Here is a 19,719-nt window from a genome sequence, read left to right as displayed (position 1 = left end):
TGACTACAGTGAATATTGTGACTCATGAGTTCTATGAGTCGTGCCCGTCGTGGCCCGCGCAAGGTCCGCGGTCGCTACCTCGTCGCAGTTGCAGCATCGGCGACGTTGACGGTCTCGGCAGTGTTCTGGATGGTCGATCGCCCGCCGAGCGAAGCCGAGGTGCTGGTCTCGAAGTTCGTCGACGCACTGGACAACCGAGATGTCGCTGCCGCTGCCGCGATGACGACCTACCCTAACGCCGCGACGGCCGCGCTGAACCAGATGTTCGACGGCTTGTCGGCCGAGGGCACCTCCACCGGCGACTTCGATTTGACTCAGTACATGGACCTCTCCGACGAGAGCGGCTTCTTCACGCTCGCGTCGGCGTGGAATTTCGGTGAGGGCAAGGACTGGAAGTACAGCGCTCAGGGCTCGACCAAGAAGCTCAGCGTCGGCTGGCGCATCGCGTGGGATCCGGCCACCCTCGTCCCCGACCTCACCTCGGGAGGGATGGTTCGCTACACCCGGACCGACGCCGCCCCGCCGCTGATCTTCGACGCCGCGAACAACGTGTTGATGAGCGAGCGCACCATCAACGCCATCTCCCTCGACCCGGCGCAGATGAGTGATCCGGCGGCGTCCACCGCGCAACTCGCGGACGTCATCGACGTCGTCGCACCGCTCATCACCTCCGAATCGATGCTGGCCGAACTGAATTCGGCCCGCGGTGCACCGATCACCGCAGTGACCTTGCGCGACGACGATTTCGCCGTCCTCGAAGACGATCTGCGCGCCGTGCCGGGAGTGGTGGTCTCTCCGCAACCCAAGCTCATCGTCGACGACCGTCGGATCACCTCACCCGTGCTCGACTCTTTGCGAAGTGCGTGGCAGGAAGGACGCGACGCCACCGCAGGTTGGGCCGTCGACACCTACACCGTCGACGGAACCGGCGAACGCCGCGTCGGCTTCCAGGGACCCGGCGGACCGGACCTGCACGCGACACTCGACCCGCGCGTTCAACTCGCCGCCGAGAACGCAGTTGTCATGGCGGGGTCGTCGGCGTCGATCGTCGCCCTGTCCACCTCGACCGGCGCGATTCTCGCTGCGGCACAGAACAGTTACGCGAACGAGCAGGGCGACGTCGTGTTCGGGGGCTCCTACCCGGCAGGCACCGCGTCGGAGTTGGTGAGAGCAGTGCAGGCCGATCGCGGTGAGGACAGTGCCGAAGATGCAGCTGCGAAGTTGGGTCTCGGTATCAACTACTCGATGCCCGGACTCGACGCCTACACAGGAACTCCCGCCGACAGTCGCAGCGCGATCGACGGCATCAGGACCGTGTCCACCGCCTCCGGGGACGAGGCGACGGTGACTCCGTTCGGACTCGCGCAGATGGCGGCCGCGATCTCTCGGGGCAGCGCTCCCGTTCCGACGATCGTCGCCGGTCAGACCGCCGTCGCGAATCGTGAGTCCGAGGCAATCGGTTCGGATGCGGCAAACCGGTTGCGCGGCATACTGGCCGACTCGTCGCGCAGTAGTGGTCTCGACACCTTCGACGGTGTGCAGGGATTCGCCGGGGAAAGTGGTGACGATCGCTTCGTGCTCGCGACCAGTGGTGACGTCGCGTTCGCGGTGTACATCGAAGACGCGGACGGTGGAGATCAGGCAGTGCGTATGACGAGCCGGTTGCTGCAGGAAATGGCGAACCCGGTGGGGTGAGCCCTGCGGTGCCTGCCAGATCGTTAGGCGCGGTAGTTTTATTCGGTGACTGTGCTCGATTTCGGACTTCTGGTGGTGGCCGGGTTCTTCGCCGGGCTCATCGGGTTCGTCACCGGGCTCGCGTCGCTGGTGTCCTATCCTGCTCTGCTTGCAGTGGGTTTGCCTGCGGTGTCTGCGAACGTGACGAACACGGTCGCGTTGGTCGCCGCCGGTGTGGGCGCGACGGCGAGTTCCTCTGCCGAGCTCGCCAAGGACGGCAAGCAGCTGGTTCGCTACGCGATCTACTCTGCTCTGGGTGGTACCACCGGCGCGATTCTGTTGCTCAATACCCCGGACGGTTCGTTCGAGGTGGTCGTACCGTTCCTGGTGGCGATGGCAGCCATCGCGCTTTTACTGCAGCCGAGTATCCGAAAGCTGTCCGGAGACAAGCAGTTTCCGACGCTGTATCCGCTGGGGCTGTTCGCCGTGGCGATCTACGGCGGCTATTTCGGTGCCGGGGCCGGCGTCATCTTCCTCGCGCTGGCACTGATCTGTACGGCCGATACGTTCTGGCGCGCAAGCGTTCTGAAGAGCTTCTTCCTCGGCATCGCGAACCTGATTGCGGCGATCATCTTTTCGTTCTCCGGCCATGTGAACTGGTGGGCTGCGCTTGCGCTGGCGATCGGATGTTTCGTCGGCGGTGCCTGCGGGCCACCGACGGTCAAGGTGATTTCGCCGATCGTCTTGCGCATCGGCGTCGGGATTCTCGGTCTCGGTCTCGCCGGTTGGTTGGGCTACCAGGCGTTCGGCTGATGCAGTAGGTGACCAGACTGTCCACAATTCCCTCCGGGAAACCCGCTTCCGGAACGAAATAGTGGACAGTCAGGTCAGTTGTGGGTCAGTTTCCCGACGGCGATCCGAGGGTGATCAACTCCGGTGCCGCGGGGGCACCACAGCAACCGCCGGTCGACGGGGCGTCGGGCTCGTCGAACAGGCCTGCGCCACCGCAGACGCCGGTGTCGGGAAGTGTCAGCTCCACCTTTCGCGCGCCCTCGTGGTCGCCTGCGAGTTCGGCGGCGATGCTGCGAACCTGCTCGTATCCGGTCATCGCCAGGAATGTCGGTGCACGGCCGTAGCTCTTCATGCCCACCAGGTACAGGCCCGGTTCGGGCTGGGTGAGTTCCTCGACGCCGTGCGGGGACACCGATCCGCACGAATGCATGTTGGGGTCCACCAATTCTGCGACGAATTTCGGTGCCTGCAGGGTGGGGTCGAGGTCGAGGCGAACCTCGGACAACCAGGACAGATCCGGGCGGAACCCGGTGAGCGCGACGACGCGATCGACGTTGTCGATGCGCGATCCGGTGTCACCGATCAGAGCGAGCCGATCCCCCTCCACTGCAACGGTTTCGGTTCGGAAGCCCGAGACGACGGTGAGGAAGCCGTCGTCGACCGCCTTCTTGGCGCGCTGACCGAGAGCGCCACGAGCGGCGAGTTCGTCCGCTTCCCCGCCGCCGAAGACCTCTGCGGTGACGCCTCGACGCACGGCCCAGGTGAGCGTGGTACCGGGCTCGTCGGCGGCGAGTTCGGCGAAGGTGATGATCGCGGTCAGCGCGGAGTGTCCGCTGCCGGCGATGACGATGTGCTTGCCTGCGAATGCGGATCGAGTCGCCGGGTCGGTCAGGTCGGGCACCCGGTAGTCGATCCGGTCTGCGGCGGCCTTCTCACCGATGGCCGGAAGTCCCTCGCTGCCCAGTGGATTCGGTGATCCCCAGGTGCCCGACGCGTCGACGACCGCGCGGGCGAGGACGCGTTCCTCGCTGCCGTCGGAGTGGCGGATGTGCACCGACAGCGGTTCGGTGTCGCGGCCGGCGTCGACCACGCGGTCGCGTCCGCGGCGGGCGACGCCGACCACCTCGGAGTCGGTTCGGATGGCGTCGCCCAGTACGGCGGCCAGGGGCGCGAGGTACTGCTCCACCCATTCGCGTCCGGTGGCGTAGGTGTCGCCGTCCGGCGCGGTCCAGCCGGTGGGTTCGAGCAACCGGGCGGCAGCGGGGTCGACGACCTCGGACCACGGGGAGAACAGTCGAACGTGATTCCACTCGGACACTGCCGATCCGGCCGACGGTCCGCGTTCGAGAACGACTACGTCGGAACCGGTTTCGGTCAGATGCGCCGCGGCGGCGAGACCGATGGGTCCTGCGCCGACCACTACTACGGGGTATGAGTTCATGACTGATCTACCTTTCCTCTTCGAATGACAGTGTCCACGGCTGCACGCGCTGTGCGGCCGACACCGATGAGCGTTGCCGACGCTGGGCCGGTCCAGTCGCCGTAGCCGAGAAACAGCAGGTTCGGCTCGTCTCGAACATGGTTGCCGTCCAGCACGATTCCCGACCCGTCGGCGTGCAGGTGCAGTGGCCGCAGGTGATGCAGAGCAGGGCGGAAACCGGTGCACCACACGATCGCGTCCAGCGTCTCTGTCGTGTGCCCGTCGGTGACGCCGTCGGAAGTGAGTGCGGTGAACATCGTCTTGGCCTGCAGAACTCCACGATCGCGGGCGTCTCGCACCGGCGGGACCATCACGATGTCTCCCAGACCGGCGACGCCGCCGGAGTCCGTTTCACCCTCGGCAAGAGCGCGAGCCCGATCGCTGGCGACATCGAACAGCACTCGTCCGTCGACATCGTCGGGGAGAAACCTGGGCTCGCGGTTGGTGAACCACGCGGTGTCGGCGACGGTGGAGATCTCGGCCAGAATCTGCGCAGCCGAGTTTCCTCCACCGACGATGCCCACGCGCTTGCCTGCGAACGGATCAGGCACCCGGTAGTCGGCAGCGTGCAGTTGCGGGCCCGCGAACTGCCGCATCCCGGGGTAGCTGGGCCAGAACGGTCGCGACCATGTGCCGGTGGCATTGATGATCGTTGTGGCGCAGTAGGAGTCACCGTCGGTATCGACTCGATAGCCGTCGGTCGTACGATGCACCGACTTCACGTCGACTGGCCTGCGCACCGGCAACTCGTACTTCTTCTCGTATGCCCGGAGGTAGTCCACCACATGCGACGCCGGCGGAAAGCCGCTGTGCCACGGCGGCATCGGCCAACCGGGTAATCGCGAGTACTCGGCAGGCGAGAACAGGTGCAGCGACGGCCAGTACTCCTGCCAGGAGCCTCCTGCATGCGTCTGATCGTCGAGGATGACGAAGTCCACACCGGCCCTTCGCAGGTAGTAACCGGCGGCCAGTCCTGCCTGACCGCCGCCGATCACCACCACCTCCGAAGTCATTCGAGTCAACCGTCGGTGCCGCGCATTCGGGACGCGAGTTCCTCGACACGAGCGGCGATGTCGTCGCGCACCAGACGCATCCGTTCGATTCCGTCGATACCACGTTCGGACGGCTCGTCGGTGTTCCAGTTCTCGAAGGTCGGACCTTCGACAGGATCGACCTTCGCCTCGCTCCCGAGGGTGATCACGTAGTCGATGCGAGACAACAACTCCGGGTCGATCGGCTTCGGCTGTTCACCGGACAGGTCGACGCCGACTTCGAGGAGGGCCTCGGCCGAGAGTGCATTGACCGTTCCGCTCGGCTTCGTTCCCGCCGAGTGCACCTCCACCGAGTCGCCGACGGCCTTGCGCATCAGACCGGCCGCCATCTGAGACTTGCCGCCGTTCTTGACGCAGACGAACAGCACGCTCGGTGTCGTCATGACAGCGAACCTTGCTTTGCCGGAACCAGTTCGGCGATCAGTTCTTCGATTCGACTCTTGATCTCGTCTCGGATCGGACGGACCGCCTCGACGCCTTTGCCTGCCGGGTCGGCCAGTGCCCAATCGCGGTAGCTCACTCCGGGGAACACCGGGCACGCGTCCCCGCAGCCCATGGTGATCACGACGTCGGACGTCTCGACGGCCTCCGGGGTCAGAATCTTCGGGGACTGCGACGAGATGTCGATACCGAGTTCGGCCATGGCCTCGACTGCCGCGGAGTTGATGGTGTCCGCGGGAGCGCTACCGGCAGAACGCACCTCGACGGTGTCGCCGGCGAGATGAGTGAGAAATCCGGCGGCCATCTGAGATCGGCCGGCGTTGTGGACACAGACGAACAGAACACTGGGTGTGTCGGACATGGAGTCGTTTGCCTTTCGAGCGCGAGGCGGATACCTCAGGCCGGTACGGTTGTGGTGGTCAACTCGGTGAGCAGTTCGCGGACACGTACGTCGAGATCGTCGCGGATGAGACGCACCTCGTCGAGGGACTTGCCGTCGGGGTCGGTCAGTTGCCAGTCCAGGTAGCGCTTGCCCGGGTAGACCGCGCACGCGTCGCCACATCCCATGGATACCACGACATCTGCCGCGGCGACGACGTCGTCGGTCAGTGGCTTGGGGAATTCGCTGCCCAGGTCGATTCCCTGTTCCTCCATCGCCTGCACCACGATCGGGTTGATTTCGTAGGTGGGGGCCGAGCCTGCAGATCGGACGTGGACCAGTCCCCGTGCGTGGTGCTCGAGCAGGGCTGCGGCCATCTGTGAGCGTCCGGCATTGTGGACGCAGATGAACAGCACCTCGGGCACGAGTTTGGGTGCGTCACCCTGTGATTGGGCGAGTGCAGTGAGGCGATCCGCGGCGAACTTGCCTGCCAGGGTGGTCAGGTGGGTATGAATCTTCGAGGTTCGACGCAGTGCGGTGTAGGACTCGAAGACGTAGCGCTCGACGGTCTGGGTGGAGAAGATGCCCTCGTATTCCGCTGCCAGTCTCTCGGCGGTGCGCGAGAGAAGGGCCTGGGGCATCAGTAGTTCGGGCTGAGCGCGGTGGCTGGAGGGAGAAGTGTTGTCGGACATCAGGACTCCTTTGTCGCTGTGGTCACGGGTGGTGCGGGGGAGAAGCGCTTGCGCAGTGCGAGTGAGACATAGACGAGGCCGACCAGTACCGGCACCTCGATGAGTGGTCCGACGACTCCGGCGAGTGCTTGCCCGGATGTCGCGCCGTACGTCGCGATGGCGACGGCGATCGCCAACTCGAAGTTGTTGCCTGCTGCGGTGAACGCGAGGGTGGTCGTGCGTTCGTAGCCCAGACCCATCGCAGCACCCAGGGCGTAACCGCCGCCCCACATCACCGCGAAGTACACCAGTAGTGGCAGTGCGATGCGAACCACGTCGAATGGCTGTGACGTGATCTGATCACCCTGCAGCGCAAAGAGAATGACGATGGTGAAGAGCAGACCGTAGAGCGCCCACGGGGCGATCCTGGGGATGAACTTCTCCTCGTACCATTCCCGGCCCTTGGCGCGCTCGCCGAAGAAGCGAGACGCGAATCCGGCTATCAGAGGGATACCGAGGAAGATGAGGACCGACTTGGCGATCTGCCATGGCGACGCCTCGATGGTGGTCTGGTCGAGTCCGAGCCATCCCGGCAGAACCGAGAGGTAGAACCATCCGAGGATCGCGAACATGAACACCTGGAACACCGAGTTGATCGCCACCAGGACCGCGGCGGCTTCTCGGTCCCCGCAAGCGAGGTCGTTCCAGATGATGACCATCGCGATGCATCGGGCCAGCCCGACGATGATCAGGCCAGTTCGGTATTCGGGGAGGTCCGGCAGGAAAAGCCATGCGAGAGCGAACATCAGGGCCGGGCCGAGGACCCAGTTGAGCACCAGCGAGCCGATCAGCAGACGCTTGTCTCCGGTGACGGTGTCGAGGCGGTCGTAACGAACCTTGGCCAGCACCGGGTACATCATGACGAGCAGCCCGATGGCGATGGGGAGCGAGACGCCGTCGATGGAGATGGTGGACAGCGCCTCGTCCATTCCGGGGATCATGCGTCCCAGGAGTAGACCCACGACCATCGCCACGCCGATCCACACGGGCAGGAACCGGTCGAGAGTGGAGAGCTTGCCGACTACGGCAGTATCGGTCGTCGTACTCATGCCATGACCTCCGTGGACTCTGCAGCGTTCAGCACTGCGGAAAGTTGCTGCAGGGCAGCGGGAATCACCGAGTAATACACCCAGGTTCCGCGCCGTTCACAGTCGAGCAGTCCCGCCTCGCGGAGCACCTTGAGGTGGTGGGAGATGGTGGGTTGAGAGAGGTCGAATGCGGGGGAGATATCGCAGACGCAGGCTTCGCCGCCTGCGTGGCTGGCGACGAGGCTGAGCAATCGCAGTCGGACGGGATCTCCCAGTGCTTTGAACATGCGGGCCAGATCTCCGGCCCAGTCCACGGTGAGGGGCTCGCGGGTCAGCGGCGAGCAGCACTCGCCGTCGACGGGCGGCCGGTCTTGATTCGACATGCGTCTATATTGACGCCTACCGAATCAGGCGTCAAGTGAACAGTTGTCGAACCCGAAGAAAGCGGTACGCGACACCGAGCACGACCACGACGGTTCCGACGGTGATGGCCGTCACCGGCAGCGTGGCGATCAGCACCACGCACCCGATGCTGCCGAGGATCTGAAGGGCCCGTGGGTAGCGGCGGTGTTCGGCATCCTGGGTGTACGCGCTGAGGTTGGCCACCAGGTAGTACAGCAACACCCCGAACGACGAGAAGCCGATGGCGTCACGCAGGTCGACCATCATGACCAGCACGACGACGATCACTGCGAGGGTGATCTCGGCGCGATGCGGAACCGAGTAGCGGGGGTGGACCGCGGCCAGGTACGCCGGCAGGTCGTCGTGGCGGGCCATCGCCAGCGATGTGCGGCCGATGCCCGCGATCAGCGCGAGCAACGCCCCCAGCGCAGCCAGGCCGGCACCGACTCGCATCACCGGCGACGCCCACGAATGTCCCGATGCAACGACGAGATCGACCAATGGGGCAGACGACGAGGCCAGGAGTTCGGGGCCGAGAACCGACAGCAGTGTCAACGCAACCACCGCATAGACCACGAGCGCGATACCGAGGGCGGACACGATGGCACGCGGAATGGTCCGTTCCGGCCGGGTGACTTCCTCACCGAGCGTGGCGATGCGCGCGTAGCCCGCGAAAGCGAAGAACAGCAACCCCGCCGACTGCAGAATGCCGTACCACCCGTGGTCGGTGACGGGCCCGAAGTTGTCGACACCCGGACCCCTGGAGCCGGTGAGCCCGAGAACGACCCCGACGAGAAGTACGGCGAGTACCGCGGTGACCAGAACTTTGGTCAGCGACGCAGTGCGAGTGATGCCGAAGTAGTTCACCGTTGTCAGTAGCGCAACAGCGAGCACGGCAACGAGTTCGGTGTATCCCGCGGGTGCGACGTAGGCCGCGAAAACCAATGCCATGGCCGCCGAACTCGCAGTCTTGCCGATGACGAACGTCCACCCGGCCAGAAAACCCGGCCACGCACCGAGCCGCTCACGGCCGTAGACGTATGTGCCGCCCGACGTCGGATACTGAGCGGCCAGCTGGGCCGAGGACGTCGCGTTGCAGAACGCCACGACCGCAGCAATGGCAAGACCGATGAGAAGGCCGGCACCTGCGACGGCGGACGCGGGGGCGAACGACGCGAACACCCCTGCTCCGACCATCGAGCCGACACCGATGACGACGGCGTCGAGAAGACCGAGTCGACGGGCCAGCGGCTGTGTCATGCCTGAAGCCGGTTCTCGTTCACGGCGACAACTGTAGAGGTGCTTCGGCTTCGGCGTACTTCCGATGCAGTGTCGCGGGCAGATACGTGTAAGGCCCGCCTGACGGGGCGGGCCTTACACGGTGTGTGTTGCTGTCAGCGCGTAGCCAACGGCTGCTGCCTACTTCTCGTTCTGGTACACGTCCGGAATGCCGTCGTGGTTGTCGTCGCGTGTTTCTTCGATGTGGATGGCGCGGTAGGCCTTGTTGCGGCTGCGCAGGATGAGGGCGGCCAGCGATGCGGCGATGACCGAACCGGCGAGCACGCCTACCTTCACGTGGTCGTCGCGCTGGGTTCCCTCGCCGAAGGCCAGGTCACCGATCAGCAGCGACACCGTGAATCCGATACCCGCGAGCATCGAGACACCGAGCACATCGAGCCATTTGAGTCCGGCGTCGAGTGTGGCCCGGGTGAAGCGAGAGACGAGGTAGGTGGTGCCGAAGATGCCGATGGCCTTGCCGATCACGAGGCCGGCGATGATGCCGATGGCGATCGGATCGGTCAGCGCGCTGGCCAGGCCGGAGAATCCGCCGACGGTCACGCCTGCTGCGCAGAATGCGAAGATCGGCACTGCGATGCCCGCGGAGATGGGCCGAATCTTGTGCTCGAAGTGTTCGGCGAGGCCGGGTCCTGCGTCCGGACCGCCGGCAGCCTTGCTGCGCAGGACCGGGACGGCGAAGCCGAGCAGAACGCCTGCGACCGTGGCGTGGACGCCGGACTCGTGCATCAGAACCCACGTCACCACAGCCAACGGGATGAGGATCCACCACGACCGGACGCGCATCTGCACGGCAACGGCGAACAGCGCGAGCGGAATGAGCGTCAAGCCGAGGGCGACGAAGTTGATGTCGTCGGTGTAGAAGATGGCGATGACGCTGACGGCCAGAAGGTCGTCGACGACGGCCAGCGTCAGCAGGAAGGTTCGCAGCGCAGTGGGCAGATGGGTGCTGATCACGGCGAGAACGGCGACGGCGAACGCGATGTCGGTTGCCGTCGGGATTGCCCAGCCGAGCAGTGCACCGTCACCGGTGCCGAGGTTGATCAGCACGAAAATGATTGCTGGAACGGCCATTCCGCCGATCGCGGCGGCGACTGGAAGGGCCGCGCGTGCCGGTTCGCGAAGATCTCCTGCGACGAATTCTCGCTTCAGTTCGAGTCCGACGACGAAGAAGAAGATGGCCAGCAGTCCGTCGGCGGCCCACGTCGACAGGGTGAGGTCGAGGTGTAGCGCCGAGGGCCCGACGCGGGTGCTCATCAACGAGTCGTAGGCAGCGGACCAGGGTGAGTTGGCCCATATCAAGGCGACAAGGGTGGCGACGAGGAGCAATGCGCCGCCGACCGTCTCCTTGCGCAGAATTTGCGCAACCCGGTCTGCCTCGGACCACGAGCCGCGAGAGAACAACGGCAATCGCGTTTTGGAGCTGGATGAATCTGTCACGGAGACAACGCCTTTCGGTAGCTTCGTCGAGTTGCGAACCGACCGAACTTCACACGGTGGGCACGCAGCACAAAGTTGTTGCCGACCAGACTTCCCGGCGCACCGTGAATCATTCTATCGCGAACGGGTCTCCATCACCGAACGCTGGGCACGAACTTGGCCAGTGCGCGCCAGCCGAGCAGCAGAACTGCGGTGGACAATGTGGCGACGACGATGAACGATCCGGCAGTTCCCTGCCCGGTCAGCGCCCGCAGCACCATGCCCGCGACAACCGTCATCACCCACACCACGATTCCCGTCGGGACGATGAGGAACGCGTCGAACTTGTTGCGGTACAGAGCGAACGCGACGACCCAGCCGATGGCGGCACCGACGACGAACGGCCAGGCGGTGTGGAACAGGCCGGACAACGCGGTTGCCTCCGCGTGACTGCGGCGACCGATCGCGGCGAACAACACGACCATGAGCACATCGATGACGGCAGCAACTACTGGGGAACGAAACTTCACGCGCACCACTGTAGACACCGACCGTGAACCACCGCGCCCCCATCGCCCCGCCGGTTGGATCCCGTCGCTACCGAGTCGTGTCGGTGGCAGGAATCAGGAGGACCGGGCGGTGGGAGTGGTGGCACGGCTCGTGGGCCGCCGGTCGAAGCCGACCACCAGGTGACACTGCGGAGGTACCGTGCCGGTCGGGCCGTCCATCCGCTCGGCCGTGGAAGTGTCGTCGTTCATTGTCATTGCAACCTCTCAGAGTGACGCCAGTGCGAGACCGGCAGCGCCGGCGGTGACGGTCATCAGCAAGGTGCCGGCACCGTTGACGACGCCGAGTAGGTATTCCCGGCGTTGTAACAGCCGCACCGTCTCCATGCTGGCGGTGCTGAAAGTGGTGTATCCGCCGCAGAACCCAACGCCCATTATCTGCTGGAGCTCCTGGGACGGACCGTGGAAAAGGACCAGCCCGGTGACGAATCCGAGTATCAGCGATCCGGTGACATTGATGATCGCTGTCGCCCAAGGGAATTCCGATTTCCGCCACTGCCGTATCACTCCGTCGAGCACGAATCGGGCGATCGCTCCGGCACTGCCGGCGCAGGCGATCCACAGTGTTGTCATCGAGTTGCCTCCGAGGGCTGGGACCGCAGTCGCGCGGCAAGCGCGATTCCCGCAGCCGTGGCTACCAGGCCTGCCAGCACGGTGCCTGCGGCATAGCTCACGGCCGGCCACCACTGATGTCCGCGCAGAAGCAGATCCGTGTCGGCAGCGAGAGCGCTGTAGGTGGTGAACGACCCGAGCATCCCGGTGCCCACCAGCAGGCGAACCTGTTGTCGCCAGTGCGTGTCGGGGCCGAGGCGGGACAATCCCTCGAGGAGAACACCCAGCAGAAACGCCCCGACGATGTTGATGGCGAAGGTCGTCAGCGGCCAGCCACCCGAGGCATGCGGAAACAAGAGCCCGAGCTGGGATCGGCACGTTGTTCCGACGAGGCCCCCGATTCCGACCGCGACAATTGGAGTAGGCCGTACATGCAGTGGGCGTGAGTTCCGAGGAGCGCAATCGGGATCGATCGGCAGAGCGGGATAGGGATCGCGGCGTCCGTACACAGGCGTGCTCCTTCCACTGAGGGAAAGGAGCCATCAGCCCCGAAGTTGGGGCGGTTTGGACAACCCTAGGGCCGTCCAGGCGGAGATCCATCGCCGCTGTCGACCATAGCAGGTGTGTTCGGGCCGAACGCAGCCGAACGGCCCGCACCGGCGAATGCGGTACGGGCCGTTCTGTGTTCGCCTTCGGACTGGGATCAATGTGAGTTTCAGTCGCTTGGACTGCAACAAAGTCGCATTGATCCGAAGGGGGTGAAGCGGGGCGGGATTATGCCTGCAGGCCGGCTTCGATTTCGAGGTTCAGCGTGATCTTGTCGCCGACGACTGCGCCGCCGCCTTCGAGGGGCATGTCGATGCTGATGCCGAAGTCCTTGCGGTTGATGACGGTGCTGGCCTCGAAGCCGGCGACCGGTCCGTTGCCCATGCCGGCGTTGACGCCGTTGAACTCGAGCTTCAGGTCGATGGAGTTGGTGACGCCGTGGAGGGTGAAGTCACCGGTGACGATGAAGTCTCCGCCGTCGGCCTTGACCGAGGTGGACTTGAACGTCGCGGTGGGGAACTTCTCGACCTCGAAGAAGTCAGCGGTCTTGAGGTGGCCGTCGCGCTGCGCGTTGTCGGTGGTGATGGAGGCGACGTCGATCTCGGCGTCCACGGACGGGGTGCCATCGGCGTCGACGGTGATGGTGCCGGTGAAGGTCTGGAAGCGGCCACGGACCTTGCTGACGACCAGGTGGCGGACGGTGAATCCGACGGTGGAGTGGGCTGCGTCGATGGCCCAGGTGCCTGCGGTGAGCTCGGGAAGTGCGATGGCGGTGGTCATGAGGACTCCTTGGTGGGTTGAAGGTTCAAACTCATAGTACACAAGCGGACCGGGGTCCGTATATATTCCGGATGAACAAAAAGTGACGGACGCCATACCGCGGAAGGGGTGGCTACGCGGTTTCCGGGTCGCCTTTGGCGTCGCGGATCTCCTCGTTGCGCCGCAGCTCGGCGGTCTCCTGCTGCTCGAGCGCTGCGGTCTCCTGCTGTTCCAGCTCGATGTCGAATTCGAGATCGGCGTGCTGGTGTTTGCGGAACAGCACGAGGAACACGATCCACCCGACGATGGCGACGAGGATGAAACTGACGCCGCGGTACACCAGGGCCGACGCGACGGCCTGCGATGCGCTGATCGAGGCAGCGCTGGTGAGAAACGCGATGAGGGTCGCGTCGACGACCACCAGGCCACCTGGTGCGAGGGGAACGGATCCGACGGCCTTGCCCGCAGCGAAGGCGATGAGCAATCCGGACAGTCGCGGATCCGCGCCGACGGCGAAGCACGCGAACGCCAGGCAGGCGACGTCCGCGAGTCGATGCACGGCGGACCACGACAGAGTGAGCGCGCCGTCGCGTTTGCCGAGCTGAACGGATTGGATCTGGCCGATGATCTTGTCGATCCCCTCGGCACCCGCGTCGAGCTCGTGATTGCGGAACGCGTTGTATCTGTGCAATCCCCAGCGCGCGATGCTCTTGATCGACTCGGGGTGATTGGAGATGTAGCGAACGGCGGCGACGATGGCGATGACACCTGCGATCGGGAGCACCACGGTGAACGTGTTGAACGAGCTGCCGACCACCAGTCCGCCTGCCAGGCCGAGCACGGCCAGTCCTGCCGCGGCGATCACGCCCGAGATGGCCAGCTGCCACGACGCGACGACCGGGCTCGCTCCCCAGCGGCGTGTCTCGCGATACGTGAACGCCGTGGAGAACACCTGACCTGCGGGGAGGGTGAGCGCCATGGCGGTGCTGCCGTAGATGACGGCGACGGACTTGCGCTGGCGTACTTTCACTCCACCTGCGTCGAGCAACTGCTTCTGCACCCTGCCGAAAGCGCTCAGCGACACCGCTTGCGCGAAGACACAGGCCGCAAGCCAACCCCAATGGATTTCGCGGACCGCGGCCCAGGATTCGTGCAGCCGCGGCCACAGGTAGACGGCCTCACCCACCAGCAGTGCCACCAAGGCGATGCCGGCGATCCACTTGACCCACCGGAGTCGGTTTCGCGGACGCCGCACAGTGGGTCCGCGGGTGGAGCTGGGGTCGGGCACCCTGTCAGACTAACCGTCGCTCGAGGAGGAATCGGGATACTCCACCGGCCAGGCCAGATGGGTCGCACGTCGTCGACCACGCAGTTGCACCTGGTCTCCCAGCTCCCACTGTTCCTGTTCCTCGTCGTCGGCGAAGTACAGGGCCGAGGTCGACGCCAGGACGCGTCCGGGACGCAGTTTCGCCAGCTCGGTCAGTCGCGACGCCTCGTTGACCGGGTCTCCGATGACCGTGTACTCGAAGCGCTCCGACGCACCGATGTTGCCGGCGACAGCCAGCCCCGCGGACACACCGATGCCGATGTCGAGCCCGGTGATCTCGTCCAGCGCGAAACGCAGTTCACGGGCAGCAGCGAGCGCGGCGGTCGGTGCGTCGGGACGATCCAGTGGGGCCCCGAAGATCGCGAGGGCCGCGTCGCCCATGAATTTGTTGACGAACCCGTGATGACGCCCGACGACGTCGACGACCACCCGGAAGAACTCGTTGAGCAACACCACGACCTCACTCGGTGGGCGCTCGGAGGCGGTGGCGGTCGATCCGACCATGTCGACGAACAGCACTGCGACGAATCGTGTCTCGCCGCCGAGCTCGGTTCCGAACTGCAATGCCCGACGCGCCACGTCCTCACCGACGTGTTGGCCGAACAGCTCTCGCAGGACGCGTCGCTCGGCCGATTCCTCCATCATTCGGTTGAAGCCCACCTGCAGGCGGCCGATCTCGGAGCCGTCGAACACATCGACCTCGACGTCGGTCTCGCCGCGCTGAACACGCTCGATGGCGCTGTGCAGCTGGCTGATCGGGTCGGAGATCTGGCTCGCGGTGAGCATCGAGAGCACGAACGCCTGCACGATGGCCAGCACGCTGAGCAGGATGATGGCCACGGCGAGCGCGTTGGGAGAGAACACCAGATCGGTGGTCAGCTGCGTCGCGCACAGCAGGATGATGCCGATGACGGGCATCAAGGTGCCCAGACCCCACGTCATGGCCATGCGGGTACCGACGCCGGGCGTCATCGTGCGGTCGAATCGACCCTCGCTCAACGCCAGTGCCGCGACCGGTCGCAGGATTCGCTCGCCGAGCATGTACGTGAATCCGAACGTCACGGTGGCCGCCATGCCGACGGTGACGATGACGGCGATGGACAGCGACGGCATCTCCGCAATGGTCAGCAGCACGAAGATGATGCCGCCGATGATCCACAGGATGAGGTGCACGATCGCCTGACGCAACGGCGCGTGCAGCGTCGTCATCTGTTCCTTGCGGGTGGGTGGGCCACCGCGGAGCTGCCACCTGATCACCGAGCGCAGGAGGAAGTACGCGTAGATCAGGCTGACGACCAGGGCCACCAGTAGATAAGCCCCGAAGATGTACACGTTGCGGACGCGGTCGGCGACGATCGATTCCGATTCGGGGATGGGCAGGCCGTATCGCACGAAGGCGAACACGAGGACCGCACCGAAGACATTGGCGATGAGCATCGAGAGCATATAGAGCGGCCAGCGACTCTTCAGGGTGAGCGAGACCGCTCGGAAAGATGCCAGCACGGGTTAAATTTAGCGGGTGAGCACCGACGAGTTGCGGGCGCAAGGTGCGGGGGCGTCCCCGGGCCCCACTTCGGCTGCGGATTCGGTGCATCCGCTGGTGCGGGTCGGGGCGGAATGGACGTGGCGACTGCTTGTCCTGTTTGCCGGATTCATCACTTTTGCCTACGTTGTGGCCAAGCTCAGCACCGTCGTGATTCCGTTGGGCCTCGCGCTGCTGGCGTCGGCGATGCTCGTGCCGGTCGTCGATTGGATGCACCGGCGCGGAGTGCCGCGGGCCGTCGCGGTGATCGTCGTGATCATCGCCAGTATCGGCGTCGTCGCCGGGATCATGACCTTCATCGTCGAGCAGTTCATCGAAGGTCTGCCGCAGGTGGGTGATCAATTCACCCAATCCATCAACAGCGTCGAGGAATGGCTCAGCAACGGGCCGCTGCACATCAGCGAGGATCAGATCAGGCAGGCCACGGACAGCCTCGTCAAGGTCATCCAGGACAACCAGGAAGCGGTCACCAGTGGAGCGCTGACCACCGCCACGGTGATCGGTGAAATCCTCACCGGCGCGGCACTCACCCTGTTCATCCTCATCTTCTTCCTGTACGGCGGTGATCAGGTTTGGCAGTTCGTGACCCGGCTGGCACCGACATCGGCCCGCAGAAGAATCCGCACCGCGGGCATCCAGGGCTTCGGGTCCCTGGTGGGATACGTCCGGGCGACGGTTGCCGTCGCGGCCGCCGATGCCATCGGCATCGGAGCCGGGCTGGCCATTCTCGGTGTGCCACTGGCACTTCCACTGGCCTCGTTGGTGTTCATCGGAGCGTTCATCCCGATCATCGGTGCGGTGCTGACCGGATTCGTCGCGGTGTTCATCGCACTGGTCACCAAGGGCCTGATCACCGCGGTGATCACCCTCGGCATCGTGGTGGCCGTCATGCAGCTCGAAGGCCATGTGCTGCAACCACTCCTGCTGGGCCGCGCCGTGCGATTGCACCCGTTGGCGGTGGTCCTGTCCATCACCGTCGGCATTCTGCTCGCGGGCATCGTCGGAGGCCTGCTGGCGGTGCCGATCGTCGCCGTCCTCAACACCGCCGTGCGGTCGCTGCTCGCCGACGACCCGGACGAGGTCTACGAGGAACTCGAGGTGCCCGACCCGCTGTATTCCGCCGAGCCGAGCAATCCGGACACTCCACCCGGGAGTGACGAGCCGGATCGACTTGCCAGGGGAGAGCTGACAATTCCGAAATCTGACAACGATGCGGACGGCTGACCGGGTAGGCACCACGCTGTCCTCCTCCGATCCCGACACCCCGCTCTGGCGGGCCTCGCAGGCCTTTCGTCTGATCACGCTCGTCTACGCGGTCAGTTATCAGGCTGCGACCGTGGACAACTACACCAACCCGCGGCTGAGCTGGTTCCTCGTCGCCCTGATGGCCGTGTGGTCAGGAGCATCGGCGCTGATGCTCGCGCGCGCGTCACTTCCGCGCTGGCAGGTGGTCCTCGCCGATCAGGTCATCGTGATCGCGCTGATGGCATCGACGAGATTGGTCGCCGACTACGACTGGTACAGCACCCGCCAGACTCTGCCGACCACACTGTGGGCCACCAACGCCGTCATCTCCGCTGCAATCCTGTTGGGCCCCAAGGGCGGAATCGCATCCGGGGTGGCGATGTCGGTGGTCAGCGCACTCGTCCGCGACCGCTTCGACTCCGACCTCTGGTCCGACGCCACCGCGCCGGTGCTGCTCTCGGCCGGACTGGCACTGGGATTGGCGTCGAACACCGCCCGGCGCGCCCACGAAGAATTGCGTCGTGCAGCACGATCGGCCGCGATCACCGAAGAGCGAGAACGGCTGGCCCGGCAGGTGCACGACGGAGTGCTGCAGGTACTGGCACTGGTGCGACGGCGAGGCCTCGAAATTGGCGGGCCGGCAGCCGAACTCGCCGAGCTGGCCGGCGAGCAGGAAGTCGCTCTGCGCGTGCTGATCTCGGAACAGGCGGCTCCGCGCGGCGATCACACCGGCTCGATCGTCGATGTCAGGGCACTGCTGCGAACGCAGGCGGGCACCTCGATCTCCGTCTCGACGCCTGCCGACCCGGTGCTGGTCGAATCCGACGTCGCCGAGGAACTCGCCGCTGTCGTGGCAACCGCACTGTCCAACGTCGAGCTCCACGCGGGAACCGATGCGAAGGCCTACGTGTTGCTCGAGGACGTCGACGGGGAACTGATCGTCAGTATCCGCGACGACGGCCGCGGAATCCCTGCCGGACGGCTCGCCGCCGCCGAAGCCGAAGGGCGGATGGGCGTCTCGAAATCGATACTCGGCCGCGTCGAATCTCTCGGCGGTACTGCGATACTCGACACCGAGGAGGGTGAGGGCACCGAATGGGAGATCCGCATTCCGCGAGCGAAGGGACCGGGATGACAGAGGAAACGAATGCCGACATCGCGGTGATGGTCGTCGACGATCACCCGATGTGGCGGGACGGCGTCGCCCGAGATCTCGACGCCGCCGGATTCAGGGTCGTCGCCACCGCGGACGGCGTCGCCGCCGCCGGACGCCGCGCCCGAGCAACCACTCCCGACGTCGTGCTGATGGACATGCATCTGCCCGACGGCAACGGAGCCGACGCCACCGTCGCTGTTCTCGAGGCATCGCCGCAGACGAAGATTCTCGTGCTCTCGGCGTCCGCGGAGCGCAACGACGTGCTCGACGCGATCAAGGCCGGCGCGACCGGTTACCTGGTCAAGAGCGCATCGGCCGAGGAACTGTTCGACGCGGTCCGCGCCACCTCGGCCGGGCAGGCGGTGTTCACACCCGGCCTCGCAGGCCTGGTACTCGGGGAGTTCCGGCGGATGTCGGCGTCGCCCGAGCCGGAATCCGACACTCGTCCGACGCTCACCGACCGGGAAACCGAAGTGCTACGACTGGTCGCAAAGGGCTTGAGCGCCAAGCAGATAGCCACCCGACTGACGCTCAGTCATCGCACCGTCGAGAATCACGTCCAGGCGACCCTGCGAAAACTGCAGCTGGCCAACCGCGTCGAACTGACCCGATACGTCATCGAAAAAGGGCTGTGAGGGTTTGTCTTGGGTGCCGAGGGGCACTCTGCATCCCATGACCGACAACGACAATGCAGTGGACACCACCGTCGACCCGGCGAAGCACTCGAAGGGGGTCGACGCCGATCTCGATCAGACCGGCGAGGAGCGCGACGAGGCGATCGACGAGTTCGACGGCCATCTGGACGGATCGGGCGAGGAATCCTCGCTACCGACGCCCGAGCCGACCGACGTGGCCGATCAGTCCGACGAGAAGACCGTCACGCGGTCCGAGTAGGGCTACGGACTGCACAGCCTGCCGAGCGCGAACTTGGCGACCGGCACGTACGGCAGCACCAGCGGCAGTGGGCCGTCGATCGTCAACCACGCCCTGGTTCCGTTGGGTCGTGCGACGACGCCGTGGGTCAGGTCGACTCCGATGGCCTGATTCTGGAACCACGCCGACCATGCCCACGTCCAGGATCGCTCGTCGACCGAATGCACCCGGAAGTCGATCGGCACGCCCAACGGCCCCAGCACTCGTCCGGTGGTGTCGGCGTCCAGGCGCTCACCGCGGTACTCGACTCCTATGATCTGCGGAGCCCAGGTCTTCCAGGACGTCGGTTCCATGTAGCGCTCCCAGACCTCGGGGGCGGGGGCGTTGCCGGTGGATTGCAGTGTCACTCGCATCTGTCTCACCTACCCGTTGGTAGCGATCCCCACACAGAATTCCGC

Annotated in this window: 23 protein-coding genes and 1 riboswitch; of the genes, 6 read left to right on the top strand and 17 right to left on the bottom strand. The window is 65.2% G+C overall.

Annotated features, from left to right (window positions below):
* Positions 1 to 33: 33 nt before the first annotated feature.
* Positions 34 to 1,695 carry an NTF2-like N-terminal transpeptidase domain-containing protein gene (locus tag AYK61_RS14570; protein ID WP_183130442.1) on the top strand — a complete coding sequence of 554 codons (1,662 nt, stop codon included), beginning with the start codon at positions 34 to 36 and terminating at the stop codon, positions 1,693 to 1,695.
* A gap of 45 nt (positions 1,696 to 1,740) precedes the next feature.
* Positions 1,741 to 2,487, top strand: coding sequence for a sulfite exporter TauE/SafE family protein (locus AYK61_RS14565; protein ID WP_121871298.1), 747 nt, complete (start codon positions 1,741 to 1,743; stop codon positions 2,485 to 2,487).
* 85 nt (positions 2,488 to 2,572) lie between these two features.
* On the opposite strand, the gene AYK61_RS14560 is transcribed toward AYK61_RS14565, so the two are convergent.
* The 16 genes from AYK61_RS14560 to AYK61_RS14490 form a co-directional block, all read right to left on the bottom strand.
* Entirely contained in the window at positions 2,573 to 3,907 is a 1,335-nt protein-coding gene (locus AYK61_RS14560; protein ID WP_121871297.1) for an FAD-dependent oxidoreductase, read from the bottom strand.
* A complete protein-coding gene (locus AYK61_RS14555) occupies positions 3,904 to 4,959 on the bottom strand; it encodes an ArsO family NAD(P)H-dependent flavin-containing monooxygenase (protein ID WP_121871296.1) in 1,056 nt (351 codons plus the stop codon). The genes AYK61_RS14560 and AYK61_RS14555 overlap by 4 nt, the downstream gene beginning before the upstream one ends.
* A gap of 5 nt (positions 4,960 to 4,964) precedes the next feature.
* On the bottom strand, positions 4,965 to 5,381 hold the full coding sequence (locus AYK61_RS14550) for a low molecular weight phosphatase family protein (RefSeq protein WP_121871295.1): 417 nt from the start codon (positions 5,379 to 5,381) through the stop codon (positions 4,965 to 4,967).
* Positions 5,378 to 5,800, bottom strand: a complete 423-nt coding sequence (locus AYK61_RS14545; protein ID WP_121871294.1) for an arsenate reductase ArsC — start codon at positions 5,798 to 5,800, stop codon at positions 5,378 to 5,380. Before AYK61_RS14545 ends, AYK61_RS14550 begins: the two co-directional genes overlap by 4 nt.
* A gap of 35 nt (positions 5,801 to 5,835) precedes the next feature.
* The gene (locus AYK61_RS14540; RefSeq protein ID WP_121871293.1) at positions 5,836 to 6,510 is read right to left on the bottom strand and encodes a three-helix bundle dimerization domain-containing protein; all 675 of its coding nucleotides are present in this window, start codon (positions 6,508 to 6,510) and stop codon (positions 5,836 to 5,838) included.
* Positions 6,510 to 7,598: an ACR3 family arsenite efflux transporter gene (arsB, locus tag AYK61_RS14535; protein ID WP_121871292.1), complete on the bottom strand. Its 1,089-nt coding sequence runs from the start codon at positions 7,596 to 7,598 to the stop codon at positions 6,510 to 6,512. Before arsB ends, AYK61_RS14540 begins: the two co-directional genes overlap by 1 nt.
* The gene (locus AYK61_RS14530) at positions 7,595 to 7,960 is read right to left on the bottom strand and encodes a helix-turn-helix transcriptional regulator (protein WP_121871291.1); all 366 of its coding nucleotides are present in this window, start codon (positions 7,958 to 7,960) and stop codon (positions 7,595 to 7,597) included. Before AYK61_RS14530 ends, arsB begins: the two co-directional genes overlap by 4 nt.
* A 31-nt stretch (positions 7,961 to 7,991) precedes the next feature.
* Positions 7,992 to 9,239 (bottom strand): APC family permease, encoded by a 1,248-nt coding sequence (locus tag AYK61_RS14525; RefSeq protein ID WP_121871290.1) that lies wholly within the window; start codon positions 9,237 to 9,239, stop codon positions 7,992 to 7,994.
* Positions 9,240 to 9,398: 159 nt separating this feature from the next.
* On the bottom strand, positions 9,399 to 10,715 hold the full coding sequence (gene nhaA, locus AYK61_RS14520) for a Na+/H+ antiporter NhaA (protein ID WP_121871289.1): 1,317 nt from the start codon (positions 10,713 to 10,715) through the stop codon (positions 9,399 to 9,401).
* 134 nt (positions 10,716 to 10,849) lie between these two features.
* Positions 10,850 to 11,233, bottom strand: coding sequence for a DUF3054 domain-containing protein (locus tag AYK61_RS14515; protein ID WP_183130441.1), 384 nt, complete (start codon positions 11,231 to 11,233; stop codon positions 10,850 to 10,852).
* Between the two features lie 84 nt (positions 11,234 to 11,317).
* Positions 11,318 to 11,452 (bottom strand): hypothetical protein, encoded by a 135-nt coding sequence (locus tag AYK61_RS27910; protein ID WP_259468065.1) that lies wholly within the window; start codon positions 11,450 to 11,452, stop codon positions 11,318 to 11,320.
* Positions 11,453 to 11,467: 15 nt separating this feature from the next.
* A complete protein-coding gene (gene crcB, locus AYK61_RS14510) occupies positions 11,468 to 11,833 on the bottom strand; it encodes a fluoride efflux transporter CrcB (RefSeq protein ID WP_121871287.1) in 366 nt (121 codons plus the stop codon).
* On the bottom strand, positions 11,830 to 12,168 hold the full coding sequence (locus AYK61_RS14505; RefSeq protein ID WP_310886829.1) for a CrcB family protein: 339 nt from the start codon (positions 12,166 to 12,168) through the stop codon (positions 11,830 to 11,832). The genes crcB and AYK61_RS14505 overlap by 4 nt, the downstream gene beginning before the upstream one ends.
* A gap of 170 nt (positions 12,169 to 12,338) precedes the next feature.
* Positions 12,339 to 12,425: riboswitch (Fluoride riboswitch) on the bottom strand.
* Positions 12,426 to 12,586: 161 nt separating this feature from the next.
* Positions 12,587 to 13,138 carry a YceI family protein gene (locus tag AYK61_RS14500; RefSeq protein WP_121871285.1) on the bottom strand — a complete coding sequence of 184 codons (552 nt, stop codon included), beginning with the start codon at positions 13,136 to 13,138 and terminating at the stop codon, positions 12,587 to 12,589.
* 112 nt (positions 13,139 to 13,250) lie between these two features.
* Positions 13,251 to 14,405: a YbhN family protein gene (locus AYK61_RS14495; RefSeq protein ID WP_121871284.1), complete on the bottom strand. Its 1,155-nt coding sequence runs from the start codon at positions 14,403 to 14,405 to the stop codon at positions 13,251 to 13,253.
* 9 nt (positions 14,406 to 14,414) lie between these two features.
* On the bottom strand, positions 14,415 to 15,890 hold the full coding sequence (locus tag AYK61_RS14490) for an adenylate/guanylate cyclase domain-containing protein (RefSeq protein ID WP_121872761.1): 1,476 nt from the start codon (positions 15,888 to 15,890) through the stop codon (positions 14,415 to 14,417).
* A 142-nt stretch (positions 15,891 to 16,032) separates the two neighbouring features.
* On the opposite strand from AYK61_RS14490, the gene AYK61_RS14485 reads away from it, so the two are divergent.
* Genes AYK61_RS14485 through AYK61_RS14470 form a run of 4 tightly spaced genes read left to right on the top strand, consistent with a single transcriptional unit; the run spans position 16,033 to position 19,282 of the window.
* Positions 16,033 to 17,211, top strand: a complete 1,179-nt coding sequence (locus AYK61_RS14485) for an AI-2E family transporter (protein WP_121872760.1) — start codon at positions 16,033 to 16,035, stop codon at positions 17,209 to 17,211.
* Positions 17,198 to 18,367: a MacS family sensor histidine kinase gene (gene macS, locus AYK61_RS14480; RefSeq protein ID WP_121871283.1), complete on the top strand. Its 1,170-nt coding sequence runs from the start codon at positions 17,198 to 17,200 to the stop codon at positions 18,365 to 18,367. The genes AYK61_RS14485 and macS overlap by 14 nt, the downstream gene beginning before the upstream one ends.
* A 29-nt stretch (positions 18,368 to 18,396) precedes the next feature.
* Positions 18,397 to 19,023 carry a response regulator transcription factor gene (locus tag AYK61_RS14475; protein WP_183130440.1) on the top strand — a complete coding sequence of 209 codons (627 nt, stop codon included), beginning with the start codon at positions 18,397 to 18,399 and terminating at the stop codon, positions 19,021 to 19,023.
* A 37-nt stretch (positions 19,024 to 19,060) separates the two neighbouring features.
* On the top strand, positions 19,061 to 19,282 hold the full coding sequence (locus AYK61_RS14470) for an autophagy-related protein 2 (RefSeq protein WP_121872758.1): 222 nt from the start codon (positions 19,061 to 19,063) through the stop codon (positions 19,280 to 19,282).
* 2 nt (positions 19,283 to 19,284) lie between these two features.
* On the opposite strand, the gene AYK61_RS14465 is transcribed toward AYK61_RS14470, so the two are convergent.
* A complete protein-coding gene (locus AYK61_RS14465; protein WP_121871282.1) occupies positions 19,285 to 19,674 on the bottom strand; it encodes a MarR family transcriptional regulator in 390 nt (129 codons plus the stop codon).
* Positions 19,675 to 19,719: the final 45 nt, after the last annotated feature.

This window comes from Rhodococcus sp. SBT000017 (genome assembly GCF_003688915.1).
In the GTDB taxonomy this organism is placed as follows: Bacteria; Actinomycetota; Actinomycetes; order Mycobacteriales; family Mycobacteriaceae; genus Rhodococcoides.
The sequence above is the reverse complement of the archived record's forward strand: the minus strand, read 5'-3'. Positions and strand labels throughout refer to the sequence as shown.